The 22,798-nt window shown below is 70.2% G+C and carries 17 protein-coding genes; 11 read left to right on the forward strand and 6 right to left on the reverse strand.

Translation table 11 applies throughout. The features are described 5' to 3' along the window. Window positions 1-89 precede the first annotated feature (89 nt). On the reverse strand, window positions 90-4,169 hold the full coding sequence (locus tag E8A74_RS02355; protein WP_136927250.1) for a transglutaminase domain-containing protein: 4,080 nt from the start codon (window positions 4,167-4,169) through the stop codon (window positions 90-92). Window positions 4,170-4,263: 94 nt separating this feature from the next. Here E8A74_RS02355 and E8A74_RS02360 point away from each other — a divergent pair, with 94 nt between their 5' ends. The 3 genes from E8A74_RS02360 (at window position 4,264) to E8A74_RS02370 (ending at window position 7,198) form a co-directional block, all read left to right on the forward strand. Continuing rightward, window positions 4,264-4,749 (forward strand): hypothetical protein, encoded by a 486-nt coding sequence (locus E8A74_RS02360; RefSeq protein WP_136927251.1) that lies wholly within the window; start codon window positions 4,264-4,266, stop codon window positions 4,747-4,749. A gap of 66 nt (window positions 4,750-4,815) precedes the next feature. After that, on the forward strand, window positions 4,816-5,238 hold the full coding sequence (locus E8A74_RS02365) for a hemerythrin domain-containing protein (protein WP_136927252.1): 423 nt from the start codon (window positions 4,816-4,818) through the stop codon (window positions 5,236-5,238). Between the two features lie 55 nt (window positions 5,239-5,293). Beyond that, window positions 5,294-7,198, forward strand: a complete 1,905-nt coding sequence (locus E8A74_RS02370; RefSeq protein WP_136927253.1) for a serine/threonine-protein kinase — start codon at window positions 5,294-5,296, stop codon at window positions 7,196-7,198. A gap of 94 nt (window positions 7,199-7,292) precedes the next feature. Here E8A74_RS02370 and dnaK read toward each other — a convergent pair whose 3' ends face one another. Further along, window positions 7,293-9,197: a molecular chaperone DnaK gene (dnaK, locus tag E8A74_RS02375; protein WP_136927254.1), complete on the reverse strand. Its 1,905-nt coding sequence runs from the start codon at window positions 9,195-9,197 to the stop codon at window positions 7,293-7,295. Between the two features lie 334 nt (window positions 9,198-9,531). On the opposite strand from dnaK, the gene rpmE reads away from it, so the two are divergent. The 6 genes from rpmE to E8A74_RS02405 all read left to right on the forward strand — a co-directional run bounded on the left by rpmE (window position 9,532) and on the right by E8A74_RS02405 (window position 13,520). Beyond that, window positions 9,532-9,744: a 50S ribosomal protein L31 gene (rpmE, locus tag E8A74_RS02380; protein ID WP_136927255.1), complete on the forward strand. Its 213-nt coding sequence runs from the start codon at window positions 9,532-9,534 to the stop codon at window positions 9,742-9,744. A 102-nt stretch (window positions 9,745-9,846) separates the two neighbouring features. Continuing rightward, window positions 9,847-10,965, forward strand: a complete 1,119-nt coding sequence (locus E8A74_RS02385; RefSeq protein ID WP_136927256.1) for a DUF1385 domain-containing protein — start codon at window positions 9,847-9,849, stop codon at window positions 10,963-10,965. A 16-nt stretch (window positions 10,966-10,981) separates the two neighbouring features. Continuing rightward, on the forward strand, window positions 10,982-12,073 hold the full coding sequence (prfA, locus tag E8A74_RS02390; protein ID WP_136927257.1) for a peptide chain release factor 1: 1,092 nt from the start codon (window positions 10,982-10,984) through the stop codon (window positions 12,071-12,073). Then, window positions 12,070-12,651: a hypothetical protein gene (locus E8A74_RS02395; protein WP_136927258.1), complete on the forward strand. Its 582-nt coding sequence runs from the start codon at window positions 12,070-12,072 to the stop codon at window positions 12,649-12,651. Before prfA ends, E8A74_RS02395 begins: the two co-directional genes overlap by 4 nt. A 30-nt stretch (window positions 12,652-12,681) precedes the next feature. After that, window positions 12,682-13,020 carry a histidine triad nucleotide-binding protein gene (locus E8A74_RS02400; protein ID WP_136927259.1) on the forward strand — a complete coding sequence of 113 codons (339 nt, stop codon included), beginning with the start codon at window positions 12,682-12,684 and terminating at the stop codon, window positions 13,018-13,020. 17 nt (window positions 13,021-13,037) lie between these two features. Next, a complete protein-coding gene (locus tag E8A74_RS02405) occupies window positions 13,038-13,520 on the forward strand; it encodes a dirigent protein (RefSeq protein WP_136927260.1) in 483 nt (160 codons plus the stop codon). A gap of 12 nt (window positions 13,521-13,532) precedes the next feature. On the opposite strand, the gene E8A74_RS02410 is transcribed toward E8A74_RS02405, so the two are convergent. Genes E8A74_RS02410 through asd form a run of 3 tightly spaced genes read right to left on the reverse strand, consistent with a single transcriptional unit; the run spans window position 13,533 to window position 18,399 of the window. Next, complete coding sequence (locus tag E8A74_RS02410; RefSeq protein ID WP_136927261.1) at window positions 13,533-15,569, reverse strand: FAD-binding oxidoreductase; 2,037 nt, start codon at window positions 15,567-15,569, stop codon at window positions 13,533-13,535. Next, entirely contained in the window at window positions 15,566-17,563 is a 1,998-nt protein-coding gene (locus E8A74_RS02415) for a class I SAM-dependent methyltransferase (RefSeq protein ID WP_232379334.1), read from the reverse strand. Before E8A74_RS02415 ends, E8A74_RS02410 begins: the two co-directional genes overlap by 4 nt. Beyond that, window positions 17,560-18,399, reverse strand: coding sequence for an archaetidylserine decarboxylase (gene asd / locus E8A74_RS02420; RefSeq protein ID WP_136927262.1), 840 nt, complete (start codon window positions 18,397-18,399; stop codon window positions 17,560-17,562). Before asd ends, E8A74_RS02415 begins: the two co-directional genes overlap by 4 nt. A 390-nt stretch (window positions 18,400-18,789) precedes the next feature. On the opposite strand from asd, the gene E8A74_RS02425 reads away from it, so the two are divergent. Both E8A74_RS02425 and E8A74_RS02430 read left to right on the forward strand, forming a co-directional pair. Then, window positions 18,790-19,635, forward strand: coding sequence for an MBL fold metallo-hydrolase (locus E8A74_RS02425; RefSeq protein ID WP_136927263.1), 846 nt, complete (start codon window positions 18,790-18,792; stop codon window positions 19,633-19,635). Between the two features lie 89 nt (window positions 19,636-19,724). Further along, window positions 19,725-21,263: a sigma-54-dependent Fis family transcriptional regulator gene (locus tag E8A74_RS02430; protein ID WP_136927264.1), complete on the forward strand. Its 1,539-nt coding sequence runs from the start codon at window positions 19,725-19,727 to the stop codon at window positions 21,261-21,263. A 9-nt stretch (window positions 21,264-21,272) separates the two neighbouring features. On the opposite strand, the gene E8A74_RS02435 is transcribed toward E8A74_RS02430, so the two are convergent. After that, window positions 21,273-22,793 carry a hypothetical protein gene (locus E8A74_RS02435; protein ID WP_136927265.1) on the reverse strand — a complete coding sequence of 507 codons (1,521 nt, stop codon included), beginning with the start codon at window positions 22,791-22,793 and terminating at the stop codon, window positions 21,273-21,275. Window positions 22,794-22,798: the final 5 nt, after the last annotated feature.

The following is a 22,798-nucleotide window of genomic DNA, read 5'->3' on the forward strand; positions in this document are numbered from 1 at the left end:
CCTCCATGGATATCTCTACGTTTTGGTGACGATCTTGTGAAGTCTTTACGGACAGCGCGCGCCGGTCGTTGGGGCTCAAAACGAAGCGCTCAACGCGAGGGCTTCTCCGCCGTCTTTTGGGGTGCCGTCTTGCTCGGGTCCCCGGGCACGAGCCGCACGACCCGGTGCATCAGGCCGTCGACGCGCTGCAGCCACGCGCGCCATTTCGTGTACTTGTCGACCGAGATCGTCGACAGATCGAACACGAGGGTGCGCTTCACGACGACCGCGCCGCCCTCGCCCGGCGAGAACTCGATCTTCGCGCGCCCGAACTCGCCGCCCGCCTCTTCCCCGCCCGGCGGCAGCTCCGCGAAGACGTACCCCTCGGGCGGCACGATCGTGATCGCGCGCGTCTCGTGCCGCGGCGCGAGGAAGGGCGGGAGCACGACCGGGAGCGTGCGCGACGAGAGCGGCGCGAGCTGCGACGTGAGCGTCGCCGTATCGCTCACCGGCACCACGAGCTCGTTTCCTTCCCGCCGCGCGATGCCCTGGCTCGTCGCCTCGTACGAGAGCTTCGCCGCGCCGCCCGGCAGCGCGCCGTCGAAGCCGACCTCGCCCTTGAGCTCCACGCCGGGCACCCACTTGCCCGTGAGGTACGTCTCGGCCCATTGCTTGCGCGCGTCGGGCTCGACGAGGTTCGTGCGCAGCTCGAAGGCCGCGTCGCCGACGTGCCGCTCGTTCGCCGTGAGCTTGCCGCGGCCCTGCGTGTCGAGCTCGATGCGCCACTCGGCGTCGATGCCGTGATCGTCGGGCGAGCTCGCGGGCGTCTCGATCATCTTCGCGGGGCCGTCGTCGATGAAGAACGCGAGCGTGCGCGCATCCATCGCCGGCAGCGGGCCGAGGCGGCTCTGCGGGCTCGTCGCGTCGAGCCACATCGCGGGCGCGCCGTCCTTCGCGGGCAGGTACGCGATGCCGTGATCGAACATCGGCACCGCGACCTTCTCGCTGCGGAGGAGCATCGACTGCCCCGTGTACCGCGTCTGCACGAGCACCTCGGTCGCCTCGATGCCGATGGCCTTCAGCAGCGTGATGAGCAGCATCGCCTTGTCGTCGCAGTCGCCTTGCTTGCGCGCGAGCGAGATCTGCGGGCGGTTCGGCAGCCACGCCTCGCCCGAGACGTAGTTCACGTAGCGGATCGAGTCGGCGACGTAGTCGAAGACCGCGCGGATCTTCTCGTCGCGTGTCTTCTTGCCCTTCGTGAGCTCGGCGGCGAGCTCCTTGATGCGCTCGTCGGGCGTAGAAAAACCCTCGATCGCGCTCTTGTACCAGGTGCGGAAATCGCCCCAGCCCGCGAACGTCGAGCCCACGACGACGGGCACCGTCTCCGCGATCGGCGGCGCGAGCGGCTCGTCACGCACGTTCGTCGGGTTGTCCCATACGAAGCGCTTGATCACGCGGTCGCCGACGGTCTTCGTCTCCGCCCGATCGGCCTTGCCGTTGATCACGTCGACGGCGAGCGGCGAGGCGGCGGGCGAGTCGACGACGACCTCGTTGAAGAGGATCGGCCGCGTGTCCATCGAGCCGACGTAGTCGATGAAGTAGAACGGCGCATCGCCGCGCCGGCCCACGGGATCTCGCGTCCACGAGCGCACCGCGATCTCGACGACGTCGCCCGACGAGAGCTTCGGCCAGCGCACGTACGCGCCGCGCCCGCCGCCGCCTTGCTCCTCGGGCAGCGCGATCGAGCCGTCCTTGCGGTGCACGCGCGCGAAGAGCAGCTCCGTGCGATCGCCCTCGGCCGGGATGTCCGGCTCGTAGAGGTCCATCTCCGTGCGCGGCTCGACGACGATCTCGCGCGCGTAATGCATGAGCTGCGAGACGCGCCGATCCGCGTGGTACGTCACGACGCGCGTCCAGTGGAGCTGCCGATCGAAGACCTCGCCCTGCTTCGCGGGGTTCGCCTTGGCCCGCGCGAGGAAGACGCTCGGCTGCACGATCGCCTGCTCGTCGGGCATCGTCGTCTTGCCCTGCGGCGTGCGCGTGCGGAGCGCGATCTCCGCCTTGCGCTGCTGGTCCGTCGGTTCGAGCGCGAGCGCGCGGGCGAGCGCCTCGGTCACGCGCTCGGCCGGCTCCGACGGCGGTTTGCCCTGCCGCGCCTCGTCCGCCAGCACCGCGGTCCGCGCGGCCGCGAGCCCGTCGAACGCCGACGCCTTGTTCGGCGAGACGAGGGTCGCCACGTAATACACTTCGCGCGCCCAGGCGTTCCTGCCCGCTTCGAGGAGCTGCCCGCCGATCGCGACGAGCTCGTCGGCCGATCGCTGGTGCGCGAGGCTCTCGGCCGCGGCGCGCTCGAGCTCCGCGCCGCCCTGCACCCGGAACGCCGACACGTAACGGCTGTCCCGCGCGCCCGCGCGCTGCTCCACGAGCTTGCGCGCCGCGATCAGCGCCGTCTGCGGATCGGCCCGCGTCACCGAGGAGAGCTCGGCCCATACGGCCGTCGGCGCGCGCCCGCGATCCTCGCCCGTCATCGCCAGGAGCTCGTCGCGATGCGCCCGGTACGCGCCCTGCGCGCCCATCTGCGAGCGGCCCGCGATCTTGAGCAGCCGCGCTTCGAGGTCCGTCGCCGTGGAGAGCGGGGCCTCGCGGACACGCGCGATCGCCCAGTCGGGGTAACGCGCCGCGAGCGACGATTCGAAGAGCCGCCGCTGCGCGAACGCCGCCGTCGCCTCGTCGCTCGTGGCCTTGCCGCGTTCGAACGCGAGGTTCAGCCGCTCGCTCCGCTCCGCGCCGAACGGCGAGACGTACCCCGCGAGCGCGAGCACGTCGGGCGGCGTCTCCTTCGCGCGGAGCGCCGCTTCGAGCAGCCCCGGCGCGCGCGGTGAACGCGTGTCCTCCGCGCCCCCGAGCGTCCGCAGGATCGCCGCCCGCAGCGCCGCATCCGGGCTCGGATTCGCGCCCACGTCGAGCCCCACTTCGAGCTGCGTTTTGACACGCGTGACACCCTTCGGCGGCTTGATCTCGGCAGCGACACGCGCCTCCTTCGCCGGATCCGCTTTCCCGGTTTTCCCCGGCTTCTTCTCCGCGGCCGCGGGCAACACCACGCTCGTGAGGTCCGACGACGACGACACCGTGATCGGCGCGCCCGCTTCATCCGTGAACCGCAAGCGCACGCGCCCCTCGTCCGTGGTCGCGCCCGAGCAGACCTTCACCGCGACGAGGTGCGGCCCCGGCGCAGGCTCGATCCGCGCCGCGAGCCGATCGAGCACGAGGCGCGGATGCACCTCCTCGCTCATCACGACATCGGCGCCGTCCCAGAGCAGCCGCACCTTGCCCGTCGACGCCACGTGCACGAGCACGGGCTTCTGCGCCTGGCCCGCGGGCGGGTTCGGGAAGACGACCTTCGACGCGAGATACGTGCAGCTCTCCGCGCGCGGATGCACGTAGAGGTCGAGCGGGACACCCCGCCACGTCGACGACTGCGGCAGGATGCGCCGCCACGCGACGTCGTACACGCCCCACGAATACCGCGCCGACGTGTCATTGAACTTCTGCCCCGGCGCCTCCGGCCCTTCCTTGTCGCGGATGCCTTCGCCCTTGTCCTGGAACGGACCGAGGATCGCCATCGACCGCACGAGCCCGCCCGTGTCGGGCGCGAAGTCGTACGTGATCGACTTCGATCCGGCCCACGGAGCTCCCGCCGGGCCCGGCGTCAACCACGCCGCGAGCGCCCGCGCATCCCCGGAGACCGGCGACTTCGTCGCGGCCACCGCGCGCAGCCCCCCGCGCACCTTCCCGAGCGTCGCGCGCTCGTCGAGCGTCGTCGCCACGAGCAGCCCCGCGAGCGCGTCCGGCCCGCCCGCCGTGGCGCGCTGGATCGCGAAATCCACCATCGGATCCGGCTGCGCCGCCGTCCATCGCGTGGGCGCCTTGGGCGCGGACGGCTTCGCGCTCGAAGCTTTGTCTTGGACGCCCTTGTCCTTGTCCTGGACGCGCTTGTCCTTGTCTTGGACGCCTGCGGCGGGCTTCTTTGCTGCCGCGGGTTCGGCCTTTTTCCCGGGCGATTGCGCGAGCGCCGTGCCCGAGACGAGCCCGAGCGTGATCACCCACGCGATGCCCCTCTTCCACGACGCCCCGGCGCGCAGACGTCGTGTTCCCTCGCCGATGGCCTGCGCGATCGAAGACCTTTCCATGGGTACATCGATGCATAGCGCGGTCGCTCAGAGGGAGCGAGTCCCTCGGTCCGGTTCTTGGCCCACCCCGAAGCGCGCCTCTACCCTCCCGCGCATGCGCCGCGTCTCTCGTTTGATCGCTGCCCTCGCGCTCGCCTTGACCGCCTCGCTCGCGCCCGCTTCGAGCGCGTTCGCGCGTGGCAAGGCCACCGTCGAGTGGACCCGCGTCGACGCCCCGGAAGGAAAAGAGGGCGACCGGATCGCCCGCACCCTGCGCAACCTCCTCAAAGAGGCCAGCCGCAAGGCCGATTTCGGCAAAGCCGGCAAGGTCGCGCTCCGCGCCAAGATCACCGAGTACGTCGTCGAGAAGAAAGGCGACGTCCTGCGCATCCGCTGCACCGTCATCGGCCGCGTCGAGGGCGGCGCCAGCGCCAAGAGCCGGATCTCCTTCGGCGGCGACCCGAACGACCCGAAGGCCCTCGAAAAACAAGTCCTCACGATGGTCGCGCACGGCGTCACGAGCCGCCTGGCCGCGATCGCCCGCTCCCGCGCCGAGGCCGAGGAAAAGAAGAAAAACGCGGCCCGTGAGGCCGAGGACTAGAACGCGACTCCTTTCTGAATCGCCTCTCGACCCTCGCGGCAAATTGATTTAGTCCAGGGAGTCGACATGGAATACGACCGCATGCTCGCGACCCTCTTCGAGGAAGAGGACCGCGCGCGCGAGATGGCGAGCAAGCTGATGAAGGTCTCCCAGGAGTCGCGCGAAGCGTCCTCCGCGGAGCGCCAGAGCCTCGTCGCCTTCCTCAAGGGCCCGATGGAGCGGCACATGGCGTACGAGGAGCGCGCCGTCTTCCCGCAGCTCGACCGCCGCGGCCTCGGCGCCGAGGTGCAAGTCGCCCTCCGTCACCACGCGATGATCCGCGAAGACGCCGAAAAGCTCGCCGCCGCGAGGCCCGGTGACGACGTGAGCCAGCTCATCTTCGACGTGGCGCGTCGCATGCTCCATCACACGAACTTCGAGGGAGACTACATCTACCCCGAGCTCACCTACGAAGCCTGGCGTGATCTCATGAAGGAGACCGCGGGGTGAACGCCGCGCTCTTCTCGACATTGGCCCCGGGCGCCACGTACTCTGTGGGTTCCTGATGAGCCTCGAGGCAGGCCGCGTCCTCAGCACCCGCTACCGGCTGGTCCGACCCCTCGGGCAGGGCTCGCAAGGGGCCGTGTGGATCGCGGATCACCTCGCGCTCAACACCGAAGTCGCGGTCAAGCTCATCGACCCCGAGCTCGCCAAGCGCGAAGACGCGGTCGAGCGCTTCAAGCGCGAAGCCACCGCCGCCGCGCAGCTCCGCAGCGCCCACGTCGTCCAGATCCTCGATCACGGAATCGACGAAGGACAGCCCTTCATCGTGATGGAGCTGCTCGACGGCGAGGACCTGTTCGAGCGGCTCAACAAGCGCGGCCGGCTCTCGCTGCGCGAGACGTCGAAGGTCATCACGCAGGTCTGCCGCGCCCTCGCGCGCGCGCACGCCGCGGGCATCGTGCACCGCGATCTCAAGCCCGAGAACGTCTTCCTCTGCAACAACGAGGACGACGAAGTCGTGAAGGTGCTCGACTTCGGCGTCGCGAAGGTGACCGACCCGGCGAAGGCCACCATGCAGCGCACCAACGTCGGTACGCTCATCGGCACGCCGCACTACATGAGCCCCGAGCAGGTCAAGGGCATCTCGGAGATCGATTCTCGCACCGATCTCTGGGCGATCGGCGTGATCGCCTACCAGTGCGTCGTCGGCGAGCTGCCCTTCGACAGCGAAGGCGTCGGCGATCTGCTCATCAAGATCTCGGTCTCCGAGCCGCCCATCCCCTCGAAGGTCTGGAGAGGCGTCCCGCACCAGTTCGACACGTGGTTTGCGAAGGCCTGCGACAAGGACCCGAACAAACGCTTCCAGAGCGCGCGTGAGCTCGCCGAGGCCCTCGCCCGCGTCGTCGCCTCCGTGCCCGAAGCGATGCGCGGCGAGCTGCCGCCGCGGCCCGCGTCGATCCGACCGCCGCCCGTCGCGCCCACGTCGGCGCCCGGCACGCCCGCGCCCACGAGCGCGAAGCCGAAGAGCACAAAGGCGCCGGCGTTGCCCCCACGCGCGACAGCGTCCCCGGCAAAACCACCCCCGCGCGCCGAGCGCGCGAAGACGGAGCTGCTCGATCCCGCCGACGTCGAGGTCCTCGCCGACCACACGACACGCGGCCCCGTCTCCGAAGACATCGACGACTTCGAGTTCGATTTCGACGACGAGCCTCCGGTCGTCGTCTCCACGGCGCCGCCCCCCGTCGTCGCGCGCGTGTCCGCCACGGCGACGCCCGCGCCCGCGCCGAAGGTCGCCTCCGGCGTGCGCGCGCCGATGCCGTCGCCCGTCACGCAGCCCCCCCAAGCCGCGCAGCCCGCGCAACGCGTGAGCGCGCCGCCGCAGTCGCAGCAGCCGTCGCTCGCCGCGAACCCGTTCCTGTCCGACCTCGGCGCGCCCGTCCTGCCCGCAGGTCTGCTCGATGCCCCCGCGCATCGGCCCTCGGCCCCGGCGCCGGAGCCCATGCAGGCGCAGCTCCCGCGGCATCCCGCGCCGATCACGGCGCCCGGCGTGGACAGCGGCGATCGGATCTCGGCGCCGCCCGAGATCGACGGCTCGCGCCGCAAGCGCGTGCTCGCGTTCGTCGGCGTGGCGTTCGTCCTGGCCGCGGGTGGCATCGCGTACGTCGTGGTCCGATCGAACATGTTGCCGCCTGGCCCTGTCCCGGCCGCGTCGGCGCCGCCTCCGCCCGAGCCCATCGAGCCGCCGGTCGTGGTGGCCGTCCCCTCGCCCACGGCGAGCTTCGGCTCGCCGGTGCCGACCACGAAGAAGGGCACGGGCAAGACGGGGGCGACCACGAAGAAAACGACGTCCCCCGTGAACACGTCCAAGGCAAACGCGACGGCGACGGCCAAGCAGCCGGATCCTCCGCCCGAGGACGGCACGATCGTCATCCCGGATCCGCCGAGCGAAGTCCCTCCCGCGGACTGATCAAAAAGAAAAAACCCCGCTGCCGCAGGACGCGGCGCGGGGCTCTTCCAGACGCCCCGGCGTGTTCTCGCCGGGGCGTCCTCGTTTCGACGGATCAGGAGCCTTCTTCGAACTCCGCGTCGATGACGCCGTCCTTGCCCTTGCCACCGGCGGGCGGGGGCGGCGCGCCGCCGGCGCCGGGGGGCGCGCCGGCCTGCGGACCGGCCTTCTCGTACATCACGCTCGCGATGCGGTGCATCTCCTTCTCGAGCTTCTCGAGCGAGGTCTGCACGGCCGCGTCGTCCTGCTTCTCGATCGCCTGGCGCGCCTCGGCCACGATGCCGTTCAGCGCGGACACGTCACCCTCGGGCAGCTTGTCCTTGTTCTCGGCGACGGTCTTCTCGATCTGGTAGCAGAGGTTGTCGAGCTTGTTGCGCCGCTCGATCTCCTCGCGCCGACGCTTGTCCTCGGCCTCGTGCTCGGAGGCCTCGCGGACCATGCGCTGGATCTCGTCCTCCTTGAGACCACCGGAGGCCGTGATCGTGATGCGCTGATCCTTGCCCGTCGCCATGTCCTTCGCGTGCACGCTCAGGATGCCGTTCGCGTCGATGTCGAACGTCACCTCGATCTTCGGCACGCCGCGCGGCGCCGGCATGATGCCTTCCAGGTGGAAGCGGCCGAGCGTGCGGTTGTACCGCGCCTCGGTGCGCTCGCCTTGCAGCACGTGCACCTCGACGGAGGGCTGGCTGTCGGTCGCGGTCGAGAACGTCTCCTTCTTCTGCGTCGGGATCGTCGTGTTGCGCGAGATCATCGGCGTCATCACGCCGCCGAGCGTCTCGACGCCGAGCGAGAGCGGCGTGACGTCGAGCAGCACGAGGTCCTTCACGTCGCCGGAGAGCACGCCCGCCTGCACCGCGGCGCCGACGGCCACGACCTCGTCCGGGTTGACGCCCTTGTGCGGCTCTTTGCCGAAGAACTTCTTCACCGTCTCCTGCACGAGCGGGATGCGGGTCGAGCCGCCGACGAGCACGACCTCGTCGATCTGCTGCGGCGTCTTCTTCGCGTCCGAGAGCGCCTTGCGCACGGGCTCCATCGTCCGCTCGATGAGCGGCCGGATCATCTGCTCGAGCTTCGCGCGGCTGAGCTGCTTCTGCAGGTGCTTCGGGCCCGACGCGTCGGCCGTGAGGAAGGGCAGGTTGATCGTCGTCTCCTGCACGTTCGAGAGCTCGATCTTCGCCTGCTCGGCCGCGTCCTTCAGGCGCTGCACGACCATCTTGTCGGCCGCGACGTCGATGCCCGTGTCCTTCTTGAACTCGGCGATGAGCCAATCCATCACGAGGTGGTCGACGTCGTCGCCGCCGAGATGCGTGTCGCCGTTCGTCGAGATGACCTGCACGACGTTGTCGCCGACCTCGAGGATCGAGATGTCGAACGTGCCGCCGCCGAAGTCGTAGACCGCGATGACCTCGTCGTTCTTCTTGTCGAGGCCGTACGCGAGCGCGGCCGCGGTCGGCTCGTTGACGATGCGCTTGACCTCGAGGCCCGCGATGCGGCCCGCGTCCTTCGTCGCCTGGCGCTGCGAGTCGTTGAAGTACGCGGGGACCGTGATGACCGCCTCGGTCACCTTCTCGCCGAGGTAGTCCTCCGCCGCCTTCTTCAGCTTCTGCAGGACCTTCGCCGAGACCTCCGGCGGCGAGTTCTGCTTGCCGCGGATCTCGATGATGGCGTCGCCGTTCTTGCCCTTCACGACCTTGTACGGGACGCGCTTGACCTCTTCGGTCACCTCTTCGAAGCGGCGGCCCACGAAGCGCTTCGCCGAGTAGATCGTGTTCAGCGGGTTCGTGACGGCCTGGCGCTTGGCGATCTGCCCGACGAGCACCTCGCCCTTGTCGTCGAACGCGACGACCGACGGAGTGATCCGTGAGCCCTCCTCGTTGACGATGACCTTGGGCTCTTTGCCCTCCATCACCGCGACAACGCTGTTCGTCGTGCCGAGATCGATGCCAATGATCTTGCCCATGGAACCTTTTCCTCCGAGACGGTCGCGCACGGAATTCGGCGCGTGCGAGGCAGAGCGGCCGGGGAGAGCCTGCCCGGAAAACGCTACGTAGATGAGCCGGAAACCTCTGAAATTCTTCCTGTTTCTCGAGTCGCTCCGGCTTCGCGGGTCGCTTTGGCGTCGAAAGTAACCACACCCCCCTGCGCGTCAACGGAAGCGCTGGCAGAACCCGGAAAAATCCATGCCCGGGTCGGGGCGCCCCGGAAGAACCTGCCCGGTTCGACGACCGTCCCTTGCGATCTCCAGGAGACGCGTGCTAAGAGGCTCGGCCCTTCTCGGAGGAAGGTCCGGCGCCATGAAGCAAGGCATTCATCCCAACTACGTCATGTCGACGATCAACTGCGCCTGCGGCTCGGTCGTCGTTACCCGTTCGACCCGCGGCAGCTTCACGACCGACATCTGCTCCGCGTGCCACCCGTTCTATACGGGCAAGGCGAAGGTCATGGACGTCGCCGGTCGCGTCGACCGCTTCCGCAAGAAGTACGCGCAGACGCAAAAGGCGACCTGATCCCGCGCGGAATCTCCTGTTCCGCCATTCTCCCCCCGTGGGGCGCCCGCTCTGCGGGGGGGCGCCTCCCACTCGGGTACTTCCCGCGCTAGAGTCTTGCCGATGAGCCAGGAAGTCGCGCGCCCGTACATCGGCGGGCAAGCCGTGATCGAGGGGGTCATGATGAGATCCCCTCGCTCGCTTTCCATCGTGTGCCGAAGGCGCTCGGGTGAGCTCGTGGTCCGTGAAAGGGCCGCGCCTACGCTCGCCCAGGGCCCGCGCACCTGGCCGCTCGTACGCGGCATCGTCACCGTCGTCGAGTCCCTCAAGCTCGGCTCGCAAGCCTTGCGCTGGTCGGCCGATCTCTACGAGCAGGACCTGGACGACGACGACAAGCCGAAGTCGAAGAAGACGCCGCCGTCGGCGAGCAACGTCCTCACGGCGCTCTCGCTCCCGATCCTCTCACTCGTCACCTCGAGCGGAGAGGCGGCCCCGTCCACGGGGAGCAAGGGCGCGGGCGGGTTCGGGTTCATCTCGATCCTGTTCGCCGTGGGCCTGTTCGTCGCGGCACCGCAGGCCGGCGCCGAGGGCATCAACAAGCTCCTGGACCTCGGCCTCCCCATCGGCTCGCCGGGCTTCCAGGCGCTCACGGGCGCGGCGAAGCTCCTCATCGTCGTCGGCTACATGCTGCTCATCCGGCAGGTCGCCGAGATCCGCCGCGTGTTCCAGTACCACGGCGCCGAACACAAGGCGATTTCGACCTACGAGGCCCACGAGGAGCTGACGGTCGAGAACGCGGCCAAGAAGACCACGCTCCACGCGCGTTGCGGCACCACGTTCCTCGTGATGGTCGCGCTCGTGTCGATCCTCGTCTTCTCGGCGATCGGCGCGTTCCTCCCGACGATCCCCGGCGGACGGCTCGCGCAGAGCGTGGGCTTCTTCTTCATGAAGCTGCCCTTCCTGCCGTTCATCGCGGCCATCACCTACGAGCTGCAGCGCTTCTTCGCGCGCTTCTGCACGGTGGGCCCGCTGCAAGTGCTGCTCTGGCCGGGCTTCCTCGTCCAGAAGATCACGACCGCGGAGCCCGAGCCCGCGCAGCTCGAGGTGGCGCTCGCCTCGCTCCGCGCGACGCTCTGGCGCGAAGCCGCGGCCCAGGGCGCGCCGGCCGAGGTGCCCGACCGCGTCTTCCCCGATTACGGCCGACTCCTCGCGGACCCGGGCTACGTCGGCGCGCGCGTCTGAGTTCGGAACCTACCCCATGTTGCCGATCGTGAAGCTCGAAGCCGTGGCGCGGCGCTTCCGGGAGCTCGAGCACCTGCTCTGCTCGCCCGAGGTGCTCGCCGATCACGCGAAGCTGCAAAAGCTCAACAAGGAGCGCACGGACCTCGAGCCCGTCGTGGCGCAGTTCGCGCGCCTGAACGACGTCGAGCGGCGCATCGCAGAGGACCGCGAGGTGCTCGGCGATCCCGAGCTCGGCGAGCTCGCGCGGGCGGAGCTGCCCGAGCTCGAAGCCGAGCGCGAGACGATCGCGAACGAGCTCGAATTGCTCCTCTTGCCGAAGGATCCGAACGACGCGAAGAACACGATCGTCGAGATCCGCAGCGGCGAGGGCGGCGAGGAGGCGGCGCTCTTCGCGGCCGACGTCTTCCGCATGATCGTCCGGTACGCCGAGACGAAGCGCTGGAAGGTCGAGATCCTCAGCGTGAGCGAGGCCTCGGCCGGCGGGTACAAAGAGGTGATCGCGCTCGTCACGGGCCAGGACGTCTATTCGAACCTGCGGTACGAGGGCGGCGTGCACCGCGTGCAGCGCGTGCCCGCGACCGAGGCGCAGGGCCGGATCCACACGTCGACCGCGACGGTCGCGGTGCTCCCCGAGGCCGACGACGTCGACGTGCAGATCGACGACAAGGACCTCGACATCTCGATCGCGGCCTCCGGCGGCCCCGGCGGTCAGGGCGTGAACACGACGAACAGCGCCGTGCAGATCCGCCACATCCCGACGGGGATCATCGTGAAGTGCCAGGACGAGCGCTCGCAGCTCAAGAACAAGGCGAAGGCGCTCAAGGTGCTGAAGAGCCGGCTGCTCGACATCGAGCGCAAGCGGCAGGAAGAGGCGCTCTCTGCCGAGCGGCGCACGATGGTCGGCTCGGCCGAGCGATCGCAGAAGATCCGCACCTACAACTATCCGCAGAACCGCGTCACCGATCACCGCATCGGCCTCACGATGCACAAGCTCGATCGCATCATGGACGGTGACATCGACGAACTCATCGCCGCGCTGCGCACGCATCGCCAGGCCGAGCTTTTGAAGCAGGGCGGCGCGGAGGCTCGCCCCGCCGAGTTCGAATGATCACGCGGCCCGACCTCGAGGCGCTGCTCGTCGCGCTCGTGCTCGTCCCGGGGACCTACTCGCGCAACCGCTTCTTCGCGCTCTACACCGACCCCGAGGCGGCCCGCGTCCGCCGCCGCGCGAAGCTCCTCCGCAGCGTCATCGCCGAGGTCACGCAGAGCGATCCCGCGCGCCGCGGGCACATCGTCGCGATCGACGAACGCGACGACGGCGGCGCGACGTTCACGTACGTCGTCCCTTCGCTGAACCTGCGCCGCACGACGACGCTCTCCGATCTCGAGCTCGCGATCGTGCGTTACGCCCTCGCATGCCGCGCGGGCTCGATCGCGCCCGCGACGCCACCCGACGAGAAGGCGTTCGCGCCGCTCGGCGAGGACGATCCGGTGCGCGCGCGCATCGAGGACACGCTGCGCAAGCTCGCGCCCGATCTCGCCGCGCTCACGTCGAGCGGCCCGCTCGCCGCGGACGAACCCGACGACCTCGACGAACCGGGTGATCCGGACGAACGAGACGAGACCTCGGCGTCCGGCGCGCCTTCCGGTCTTTCTGCTTTACCCGAGGGAGCGACCGAGCGATAACGCACGCTTCGTGCATCCGGGGAGGACGAGATGTGCATCTTCTGCAAGGTCGCGAAGAAAGAGATCCCGGCGAAGATCGTGCTCGAGGATGATGACCTCGTCGCGTTCCACGACATCAACCCCGTGGCGCCGATCCACGTCCTCGTGATTCCCAAGCAGCACATCACGGGGATCGGCGACGTGTCCGCCGAGCACGCGCTGGTGCTCGGCAAGCTGCTCGTCGCGGCGCGGCGCGTCGCCGAGGATGCGGGGCTTTTGCAATCGGGGTTCCGCGTGGTCATCAATCACGGCCAGCACGCGGGGCAGACCGTGCATCACGTGCACGTGCACGTGCTCGGAGGACGGCTGCTCGCGTGGCCGCCGGGCTGATCGAGGCGAGGAACACGATGCGTAGAGCATTCTTGATGGTTTGCCTGGCCGCGTCGACCACGCTCGTGGGCTGCGGCGACGAGAGCAACGGCCAGCCGGCGCCCGACTACGTCCGGAAGATCATCGAGCTCGTCGAGCACGTCGAAAACGAGACGGTCACGCACACCGACGCGGAGAAGGTGGATTCGGTCGGCGACATCCTCACGTTCGCGAACCCGGTCTTCGACAAGGCGAACGCGAAGCAGGTCGCCACGGACCAGGGGTATTGCATCCGCACCGAGGTCGGGAAGTCCTGGGAGTGCGAATGGACGATGTTCCTCGCCGACGGCCAGATCACGGTCGCCGGGCCGTTCTTCGATACGGAGGAGTCGGAGCTCGCCATCACGGGCGGCACGGGCGCCTACGTGCAAGCGAGCGGCGAGATGTACCTCGGCTTCCGGGACGTGCCGCCGCCGAAGGTCGAATACGATTTCGTGTACCACGTGATCGTCCCGTATTGAGGGACGTCCCCGTCAATCGACGCGCGAGGCGGCCTCGGCCATTCGATCGATCCAGGCCGCCTCGGCCTGGCCGAGCGACGGATTGCGTTCGAGGCGCGCGTCGAGCGGACGCGGGCGGGTGAGCGGATCGCGGGAGTGCGCGCGCAAATGCGCCGAGCGGATCACGCCGGCGCGGCCGTTCATGCCAAAGAAGAGCGCGAAGAGGTCGGGGCCGACGGCGCGGCGCGGAGAGGGGCGCACCTCGAATTCGGTGCCGGAGCGCAGGCGCGCGGTGAAGCCGGCGACGAGGTGATCGGCCGGATCGAGCCACGGATCGGGCGCGCCGGGGGCGCCACGCGAGAGCCATGCATCCACGGTCGTCGCGGCGAGGTCAGGCGCGCCTTTGCCGAGCCCGAGCGTGAGCCCCGACCGCGCGAGGAGCGTCTCCACATCGGCGAGCGTGGCCTCGCCGCTCGCGTGGACGAGGAGCGAGGCGCGGTCGAGCGTGGGGCTCGGGGGCGGCGGCGGGACGGGGCGGCGCTCGGGCGGATCCCGCGGCAGGAGGTTGCCGGGGTTCATGATGCCGCGCGGGTCGAGGACGTGCCGCAGGGCGTGGACGACGTCAATGCCGCGGCCGAGCTCGGCCCCGAGGCGCGGCGCCTTGCTGCGCCCGACGCCGTGGTGATGCGAGAGCGTGCCGCCCGCGCCGATCGCCGCGTCGAGCGCGGTGCGCCAGGTCCAATCGTAGACGGATTGCATCGCCGCGGGCGTGGGCGCGCTGCCGGCGAACGTGAAATAGATGCTACAGCCGTCCGGATAGGCGTGCGAGAGGTGCGCCATGACGAACACGTTTTTGCCGAGCGCCTCGCGCACCGCGCGGTAAAGCTCGCCGAGGCGCGACCACGGGGCCGCGACCTCCATCGTGTCGCTGAAGGCGCCGGCCATGAAGACCGGCGATTGCCGATAACTCACGCTGTACCGATGCGAGAGCCAATGCCGCGCAGGACCCTCGCCGAGGTCACGCGCGCCGCTCGCGAGCGCGATTTGCTTCGCCCGGGCAAAATCCGCCTCGCTCTGCGCGGCTTGCCCCTCGAAGACGAGGATCAACGTGGCGCCGCCGAGCCAGTCCGACGGCGCCGCGTCGACGATCCGATTGAGCACGCCGGGGCGGCGAAGGATCCGCCGCAGGACGGCCGCGCCAAACCCGGCGCCCTCGCCCCGCTCTTCGAGCGTCTTTTTCGGCCCGGCGTGTTTGCGCCGGCGCACCGACCCGAGCCGGGCGATGAACGAATCAAACACGTCGTAGAGGCGCGCGACCGCGGGGCGGATCCCGCTCTGGAACATCTGCCGCATCGCCTCCCAGCCGGCCTCGACCGAGGGGAACGAAAACGCGCCGAACGCGCGCGCCGCGGGGGCGGCGTGCAGCCGGAGCCGCGCAGAGGTGATCACACCGAGCACGCCTTCGCTGCCAATGAGGAGCGGCGTCGCGTCGGGGCCGTGGAGGCGGCGATCGAAGCGAACGATCTCGCCTTCGCCGACCACACATTCGAGCGAGGCGACCATGTCCTCGATCTTGCCGTAAAGCCCGGAGCATTGCCCCGCGCTGCGGGCGGCGACCCAGCCGCCGACCGTCGAGCAGAGGATCGACGAGGGGAAATGGCCGAGCGTATGGCCCGCCGCGTTGAGATCCTCTTCCAGCCGGATCCCCAGCGCGCCAGCCTCGACGTCGAGCACGCCCGCCTCGGCGTCGAGCCGCCGGACGCGATCGAGGCGCTTCAGATCGAGGACGACCGTGCGTTCGTCCGGCAAAACGCCGCCGCACACGCCCGAGCCCGCGCCGAACGGGACGAGCGGAATGCCCTCCTTGGCGCAGAAACGGACGACGGAGGCGACGTCCTCCGTGGTGTTTGGCCAGACGACCACGCCGGGCCGGTGGTCGGCGATGCGGCCCTCGGAGACGGCGAGGTGGTGGCGCGGCCAGAGGTCACGCGCATAGGCGATGCGATCGACCGGCGAGGCCGAGACCGTGAGGTTCGGCAGGGCCTGACCGAGCGCCGCTTCGAGGTTCACTTGCGCTCGGCCACGATGACGAGCCGCGGCGACTCCGAGCCGAAAAAGACGCCCGGATGCGCGGGGTGGCCCGTGACCTCGACGACCTTGAAATCGGCGTCGTGCATCATCTTGCCGATCTCGTGCAAGGCGTAGAGGCGGATCGAATACTCGATTTCACGCGCGCGGCCGTCGTCGAACATGGCCGTGCGCTTGACCTTGAGGCGGCTCGTGAAGAAGTCGACCTGCATCTCATCCATGCACACGCAGCCGTCGCCCTCGAACCAGACGAGGCTCGGCTGGCGAGGGGCCACGTAATCACGGTTGATGATGTCGAGGACGAGGATACCGCCGATGCGCAAGGCGCGGTGCATGCGGCGGAGGACGTCGAGGTTCTTCTCGTCGTCGAAATACCCGAAGCTCGTCGACCAGCAATACAGGCCGTCGAAGACCTGGTCGAACGCCATCTCCCGCATGTCGCCCTGCAGGAAATTGAGCTTCTGGGCGCGGCCCTGCGCCTCGTCGGCCGCGAGCGCGAGCATGTTGAGCGAGAGGTCGTAGCCGACGACGCCATACCCACGGCTCGCGAGCTCCACGGCGTGCTGGCCCGTGCCGCAAGCGAGGTCGAGGATCGTCGCGCCCTTCTCCAGGCCGAGGCACGATTCGATGAAGTCGGCCTCGCGACGGATCACCTTGGCCTCGGTGCGATCCATCGTGCGGATCATGTCGTCGTCGAAGAGGTCCTCCCACCACGGGCGCTGACGGCGACGGCTCGGCTCGGGCAGGCTGACCGGCTTGGAAGGCGCCGAAGCCGCAGGCGGCGGGGTCGCCTGCGCGGCGGCCGGCGGAGGGGGCGGGCCCTTCGGCGGCGGGAGCGAGGTCGCCGCGGCGGCCGGCACGACGTCGGGGACCGTCGCCGCTTGACGCCTCGGCGGCGGCGGCGGAGGCGGCGGCTTCTTGGGCGCGGACGCCTGCTGCGCGTCGGCGGCAGCGACAGACCCCTTCGCCTCGGAGACACGCTCGGGCTCGATCTCCTCGAACGCATCGACCTCGTCCGCCCTGGCCTCCTCGGCGACGGCGGAGACGACGTCGTCGTCTGCCTCTTCCTCGGCGACCTCGACCACGAGCTCCGGCGCCGATTCGTGCGGCCTTTTCCGCGGGGCCGCTTCGAGCGACTCGATCGGCGTGACCGGCGTATCCATCGCGGGGCGAGGCGGAGCGGCGGGCGGCGGCGCGAACGCCACGGTCTGCGCCTGCTCGGACGCGAACTGCGCGGTGATGGCCGCGACCTCGGGCGGGCGCGGCGTCCAGCCCTCCTCGACGAGCTCCTCCCCGGGGAGCTTGGCCGGCGGGACCCACGAGCCCCGCGGCTTCGATGTCGCCTCCGCCGCGGGCATCGCGGGCGGCGGCTCCGAATACACCTTGACGGGCGGCAGATCGTCGCCGACCGAGAGGATCCGCATCGGCTGGATGACGCCCGCTTCGCTCGCCCCCGGCGCAGGGAGCGGCTCGGGCGCCGCGGCTTCGGCCACGGGCTCCGGCGCCGGCGTCGCCGTGTCGTCCGGCAGCGCGAATTGCCCCTCGGACGCGGGCATCGTGTCGTCCTCGATCTTCACCGCGCGGCGCGAGCGACGGCGCGGCAGCGGCGGAGGCGCCGCGCGCTCCGGCTCCGCGGCGGCGGCCGGCGCCTCCGTGGGCGTCTCGATCTGAGGAACGGCAGGCGCGGGAGGCACGGCGGACACGGCGGGCGCCGCGGGCGGATTCGACGCGCGGGGCGGCGGGACGTTGGTGTTCGGGCGCGGCGGCGGAGACGAGCCGCTCACGGGCACGCGCGAGGGGCGCGGCGGCGCCGGGACACTGCCACCCGGGCGGGGCGGAAGGGGGCGCGGCGAGGCCCCGTCCACGCTCCCCGCGGCACCGGCGACGCCCGAGACGCCGGGAGGGGGCCCGTCGATCCCGTTCGAGGTTTGCGTCGCCGTGGAATCTTCAATCCCGCGGGGAGGTGTGTCGTTCATCGGCTGTCTGCTCCGTGCAGCGACTCGCCCATCCGGATCGGGCCGCCCTGGATCCCCCAGGGACGGGCCTTGCCCTGCTCGACGAAGATGACGGCGGTCGAGCCGAGATGGAACATGCCGATCTCGTCCCCGCGCTTGACGGCGTACCCCGGCTCGAGCCGGTGCTCGCCGAACGGAACGTCGCGCGCCTCGATCCCGCTCACCGTGATACGACCGACGATCATCGCGGCGACCATCACCACGGTGACGCGCCCGTGCGCCTCCGTGTCGATGCAGATCGAGACGCGGCGGTTCACCGAGAAGAGCTTCGGCACGTGCATCTCGCCGACCGAGTTCACCGGGAAGTACTCGCCGGGGAACGAGCGCACGAGCGAGATCGTGCCGCCCGCGGGAGCGTGCACGCGGTGGTAGTCGCGTGGGCTCAGGTAGACGATCGCGAACTGGCCGCCCTCGTAGCGGCGCGCGTCCTCGGCGTCGCCGACGAGGTCGATGGCGGAGTAGTCCTTGCCCTTCACCCGGAAGACGCCGTCTCGTTCGACGGGCCCGAACGAGTCGATGCGCCCGTCGGCGGGGCTGACGAGGGCGCCCTCGTCGGGGCAGAGAGGACGCGCGCCGTCGCGTAACGGGCGCGTGAAGAAGGCGTCGAAGCACGAGAAACCCCCGTCGGGGGTCACGGCTTCGGCCATGTCGACGCGATAGGCGCGGGCGTAGATCCCGACCACAGCGGACGTGACCGCTTGGGGCATCGGGAGGTCGCAGAGCCGGCCTACGGCCTTGGTAATGCGCTCGCGCGGGAGCACACGCAGGATCTGAGCGGCAGCGTACGTAGCGATCATCGTAGAGATCGGAAAAAGTCGGCCTGGCGGAGCTTAGGCACCGGGCGGGATTAGGGTCAACGGCGGAGCGCGACCGCCGAACCGGTTTTCACGGGGTTTCACTCGTACGACCCTGCTGCCCGACGCACGGCTGGGCACGCTCGGACGTCTGGTTCGTGAGGCGCGCGTGTGTTTGGACCAACATGACGGGCTGTCTCCGCCTCGTCAACGTCGACGGGCGCCCGTCGATGGGCGCCGCGGGCGGGGGCGATCCGTTTTGGCGCGGCGCCGCTCGGTCTTGGTGCAGTGACGGAGGCCTCTCCTCGTGATCCGCGGGAAAAGAGCGGGATTTCGGGTCGGCACGCCTCTCGCAGAGGGGAAGCGTCGAAGGCAACGACGAGGAGGCATCACATGGAGATCACGTTCTGGGGTGTTCGCGGCAGCATTGCTTCTCCGGGTCCGGACACGATCGGCGTCGGCGGCAACACGAGCTGCGTCGAGGTCCGCTGCGGCTCGACGAAGATCATCCTCGACGCGGGCACGGGCATCCGCGCGCTCGGCGACAAGCTCCTGCGCGAGGGGTCGGTCGAGGCGTCGCTGCTCCTCTCGCACGTCCACTGGGACCACATCCAGGGCATCCCCTTCTTCGTCCCGGCGTACGTGCCGTCTTCGCAGATCCAGGTGATCGGCAGCGCGAACGGCGTGATGTCGCTGCGCGACGCGCTCGCCTACCAGATGACGGCGCCGGTGTTCCCCGTGCGGCTCGACCAGCTCGGCGCGAAGATCGACTGGCGCGAGGTCCGCAGCGGCGAGCGCTTCCAGATCAACGACGTCGTCGTGCGCGTGGCGCGGCAGAACCACCCGGGCGGCTCGTTCGCCTACCGCCTCGACTGGAACGGCCGGAGCGTCGTGTACGCGACGGACACCGAGCACTTCGCGTGTATCGACCCCGAGCTCTACGCGCTCGCGCGGGGCGCCGACGTCCTGATCTACGACTCGCAGTACTCGCCCGACGAGTACCGCGGCACGGCGCCGGGCAACTCGAAGGTCGGTTGGGGCCACTCGACGTACGTGGCCGGCGTGGAGCTCGCGAAGGCCGCGGGCGTCGGGCAGTACGTGCTCTTCCACCACGACCCGCGCCGCTCGGACGCGGGGGTCGCGGACCTCGAAGAGAAGACGCGCGAGCTCTTCCCGAACGCCGTCGCCGCACGCGAGGGCATGGTCATCGGCCTCGACTCCGTCGCCAGGGCAGCCTGATGGGCCTTCCCGCGCTCCGTGTCCGGGACGAGCCATCGATGGTGACGGCGGCGGCGTGGCACCTTATGCTCGAGCTTGCCCCAGGCTCCATGTCGCGCCTCTCTCTCCTCGTCGACCTCGCATCGCTCCTCGCGCGCGAGGTCGACCTCGACGCGCTCCTCGGCACCGCGTGCGAACGCCTCGCGCAGGCGATGTTCGCCGACCGCGCGACGATCTGGCTCGTCGACGCCGAGCAAGGCGACCTCGTGACGCGCGTGGCGCTCCTGCCCGAGCTGCCCGCGTTGAGGCTCCCGCTCGGCCGCGGCATCGCGGGGTACGTGGCTCGCACGGGTGAAGTCGTGCGCGTCGACGACGCCTCGACCGACGCGCGCTTCGATCCGACGGCGGACCGGGCCACGGGCTACACGACGCGCTCGATGCTGGTCGCGCCGATCCGCGAGGAGGCGCGCGCGCCGGTGCGCGGCGTGGTGCAGCTCCTCAACAAGCAGGGCGGCGGCAGCTTCGACGAGGAGGAGGAGCGCTACCTCGTCGCGCTCGCGAGCCAGCTCGCCCGCGCGTTCACGATGACCACGCTGCGCGCGGCCGACGGGGGAAACCCCGGCCTCGTGCTGCAAGGGCCCTTCAACCGCATCGTCGGCCGCAGCGCCCCGATCACGGCCGTCTACGAGAAGATCCAGCTCGCCGCGCAGACCGACGCGACGGTGCTTCTGCGTGGCGAGACGGGCACCGGCAAGGGCCTGTTCGCCCGCGCCATCCATGTGAACTCGCGGCGCCAGGCGCGCCCGTTCGTCACGGTCGACTGCACGACCCTGCCCGCGCAGCTCGTCGAGAGCGAGCTCTTCGGCCACGAGCGTGGCGCGTTCACCGGCGCCGATCGGCGTGTCCCGGGCAAGGTCGAGCTCGCCGAAGGCGGCACCTTGTTCCTCGACGAGCTCGGCGACCTGCCGCTCGACATCCAGGGCAAGCTCCTCCGATTCCTTCAAGATCGTACGTTCGAGCGGGTCGGCGGACGGAACACGATGCGCGGCGACGTGCGCGTCGTGTGCGCGACGCACCGCGACCTGGAGACCGCCGTCGCCGAGGGCCGCTTCCGCGAGGACCTCTACTACCGCGTGCGTGTCGTGGAGATCGAGCTGCCGCCGCTTCGAACGCGCGGGCGTGAGGAGATCGAGGCGCTCACGCGGCACTTCGCCGACGTCTACGCGCAGCGCTACGGCCGGCCGAGCCCCACGTTTGATCCGGCCGCGCTCCTGGCCATCGGCAGCCACACCTGGCCGGGCAACGTGCGCGAGCTCGAGCACTGGATCGAGAGCGCGATCGCCCTCGCGCCCGACGGACGCATCACGCCTTCGCACCTGCCCCAGCGCAGGCGCCCGACGACGATCTCCGACGGACGCGAGGAGGAGGTCCGCCTGCCGCTCCACCTCTCGCTCGACGACGCGATCGAGCGGTACGTCGGCTCGGTCGTGGCCGCGTGTGACGGCAACAAGACCGAGGCCGCGCGCAGGCTCGGCGTTGGTCGAAACACGATCGCGCGCGCCCTCTCGCGCCGCCACGGCGGAGGCCCGTCCTCGCGCGGGCCGGACTCGCTCCTCGGCGGCTCGCAGAGCCGCGGCGACGACGACTGATCAAACGCTCTAGCGAGGCATGCGGCGCGCGGCCTCGCAGATCGCCGCGCGGATCGCATCCTTCGGGAGCTCCGGCGCGGCCTTCTCCTCGCACGCCACCGCAGGCTCGAGCGGATCGAGCGCGATGCCGAAGCGGAACGGGCGATCGAGATCACTCGGGTCCGGGTGCAGGAGCCCGTTCAGCGAGTGCCACCGCCCGAAGCGGTTGAACACGTCGTCGATGCGCTCCACGAGCGGCGCTGCGTTCTGCGTGTCGCCCATCGCGAGCAGCGACTCCGCGAGGTGGCATCGCACGGAGGCCTCGTGCGGGATGAGCGCGTGCGCGCGCGCTCGCTCGATCGACGCCGCGCGCGCGTGCCCGCGCCCCTGCAAAAGCTCGCCGAGACGAATGCGCCGCGCGATCTCCTTCACGTTCGCCGGCATCGCGCCAGGCTCGAGCTCCTGCGGCAGGTCCTTCGGCAGGCCCGTGATGTGCGCGCGCCAGCGCTTCACCCACGTCTGGAAGTCTGCGGCGCTCACCTCGGCGATCGCCTGCTCGAAGTCCTTCGAGCTCTCGGCCGCCTTGAGCCGCACCACGAGCTGCGGCAGCGCCTCGTCTCCTGCTTCGCGCGCCCAGTACCGCACGAAGCTCGCCACTTCGGCGAACGCCACCTGCGCCTGCTCCGCCGACGGCAGCATCGCGATGGACGGCCCGATCTTGTCGAGCTCCACGCCGAGCCCCTTGTCGAGGCCCACGCGCGCGACCACGTCGACCGGCGGGAAATCGTCGAGCGGCTCCTTCTCGCGCCACCGTACCTCTTGCCGCTTCGCCACGCCCTCCTGCAGCCAGAGCGGCGCCTTGTCGCGCGTGCCGCGCGTGAGCGCGAGGTGCGTCAGCTCGTGCGCCAGCGTGTCGAGCCACGCGTAGCCGTTCGACATGGCGCGCGGCGAGAGCATCGTCACGCGCCCCCACTTCGCCACGGCCACCGTGCCCGTCGTCTGCGCCGCCTCCTCGGGCAAACCCGTCATCGCCGCGAGCGTGAACTGATCTCGCACGAGATCGATCCGCATCGGCAAGGGCAGCTCCACGCCGAGGTCCTTCGCCAGGTTCTCGCGCGCCCGCAGCGCCACGTCGACGATCAACGGCACGAGCGCGCGATCCTCGTCGTCCTGCAGCCGCACGACGACGCCGCGCTCATCGTCGCGCACCGTCAACGTCCCCGCCGTCGCGCGCGCGCATCCGCGCGACACGTCGCCGAGGTCCATCGCCTCCGGCCGGTTCGTCAGGTCCGGCCGCGAGAGCACGGCCACGGCCCCGTCGCAGTCGCCCTCGTAGAGCCGAAGGCGCGCGGTTTCGAGCGCGAGCGCCGTGTCCGACGTGTCCGCGCCGTCCAGGATCTTGCGCGCTGCCGCCACGTCGAGCTCCAGCGTCGCTTCCCGCGCGCGCCGCGCCCGATCGAGATCACCGAGCAGCGGCACGTACGCCTCGCTCGACACCGCGACGCTCATCGACGTCACGACCGCGAGCGCGCCCATGAAAACCTTCCGCATCGCGA

The sequence above is a fragment of the Polyangium fumosum genome (assembly GCF_005144585.1).
In the GTDB taxonomy this organism is placed as follows: domain Bacteria; phylum Myxococcota_A; class Polyangia; order Polyangiales; family Polyangiaceae; genus Polyangium; species Polyangium fumosum.

Coding starts and splice junctions, on each gene's coding strand:
- E8A74_RS02355 (WP_136927250.1), bottom strand. CDS start 4,169: ATGGAAAGGTCTTCGATCGCGCAGGCCATCGGCGAGGGAACACGACGT.
- prfA (WP_136927257.1), top strand. CDS start 10,982: ATGTTGCCGATCGTGAAGCTCGAAGCCGTGGCGCGGCGCTTCCGGGAG.
- dnaK (WP_136927254.1), bottom strand. CDS start 9,197: ATGGGCAAGATCATTGGCATCGATCTCGGCACGACGAACAGCGTTGTC.
- E8A74_RS02365 (WP_136927252.1), top strand. CDS start 4,816: ATGGAATACGACCGCATGCTCGCGACCCTCTTCGAGGAAGAGGACCGC.
- E8A74_RS02385 (WP_136927256.1), top strand. CDS start 9,847: ATGAGCCAGGAAGTCGCGCGCCCGTACATCGGCGGGCAAGCCGTGATC.
- E8A74_RS02430 (WP_136927264.1), top strand. CDS start 19,725: ATGTCGCGCCTCTCTCTCCTCGTCGACCTCGCATCGCTCCTCGCGCGC.
- E8A74_RS02405 (WP_136927260.1), top strand. CDS start 13,038: ATGCGTAGAGCATTCTTGATGGTTTGCCTGGCCGCGTCGACCACGCTC.
- E8A74_RS02370 (WP_136927253.1), top strand. CDS start 5,294: ATGAGCCTCGAGGCAGGCCGCGTCCTCAGCACCCGCTACCGGCTGGTC.
- E8A74_RS02435 (WP_136927265.1), bottom strand. CDS start 22,793: ATGCGGAAGGTTTTCATGGGCGCGCTCGCGGTCGTGACGTCGATGAGC.
- E8A74_RS02395 (WP_136927258.1), top strand. CDS start 12,070: ATGATCACGCGGCCCGACCTCGAGGCGCTGCTCGTCGCGCTCGTGCTC.
- E8A74_RS02415 (WP_232379334.1), bottom strand. CDS start 17,563: ATGAACGACACACCTCCCCGCGGGATTGAAGATTCCACGGCGACGCAA.
- E8A74_RS02400 (WP_136927259.1), top strand. CDS start 12,682: ATGTGCATCTTCTGCAAGGTCGCGAAGAAAGAGATCCCGGCGAAGATC.
- E8A74_RS02360 (WP_136927251.1), top strand. CDS start 4,264: ATGCGCCGCGTCTCTCGTTTGATCGCTGCCCTCGCGCTCGCCTTGACC.
- rpmE (WP_136927255.1), top strand. CDS start 9,532: ATGAAGCAAGGCATTCATCCCAACTACGTCATGTCGACGATCAACTGC.
- asd (WP_136927262.1), bottom strand. CDS start 18,399: ATGATCGCTACGTACGCTGCCGCTCAGATCCTGCGTGTGCTCCCGCGC.
- E8A74_RS02425 (WP_136927263.1), top strand. CDS start 18,790: ATGGAGATCACGTTCTGGGGTGTTCGCGGCAGCATTGCTTCTCCGGGT.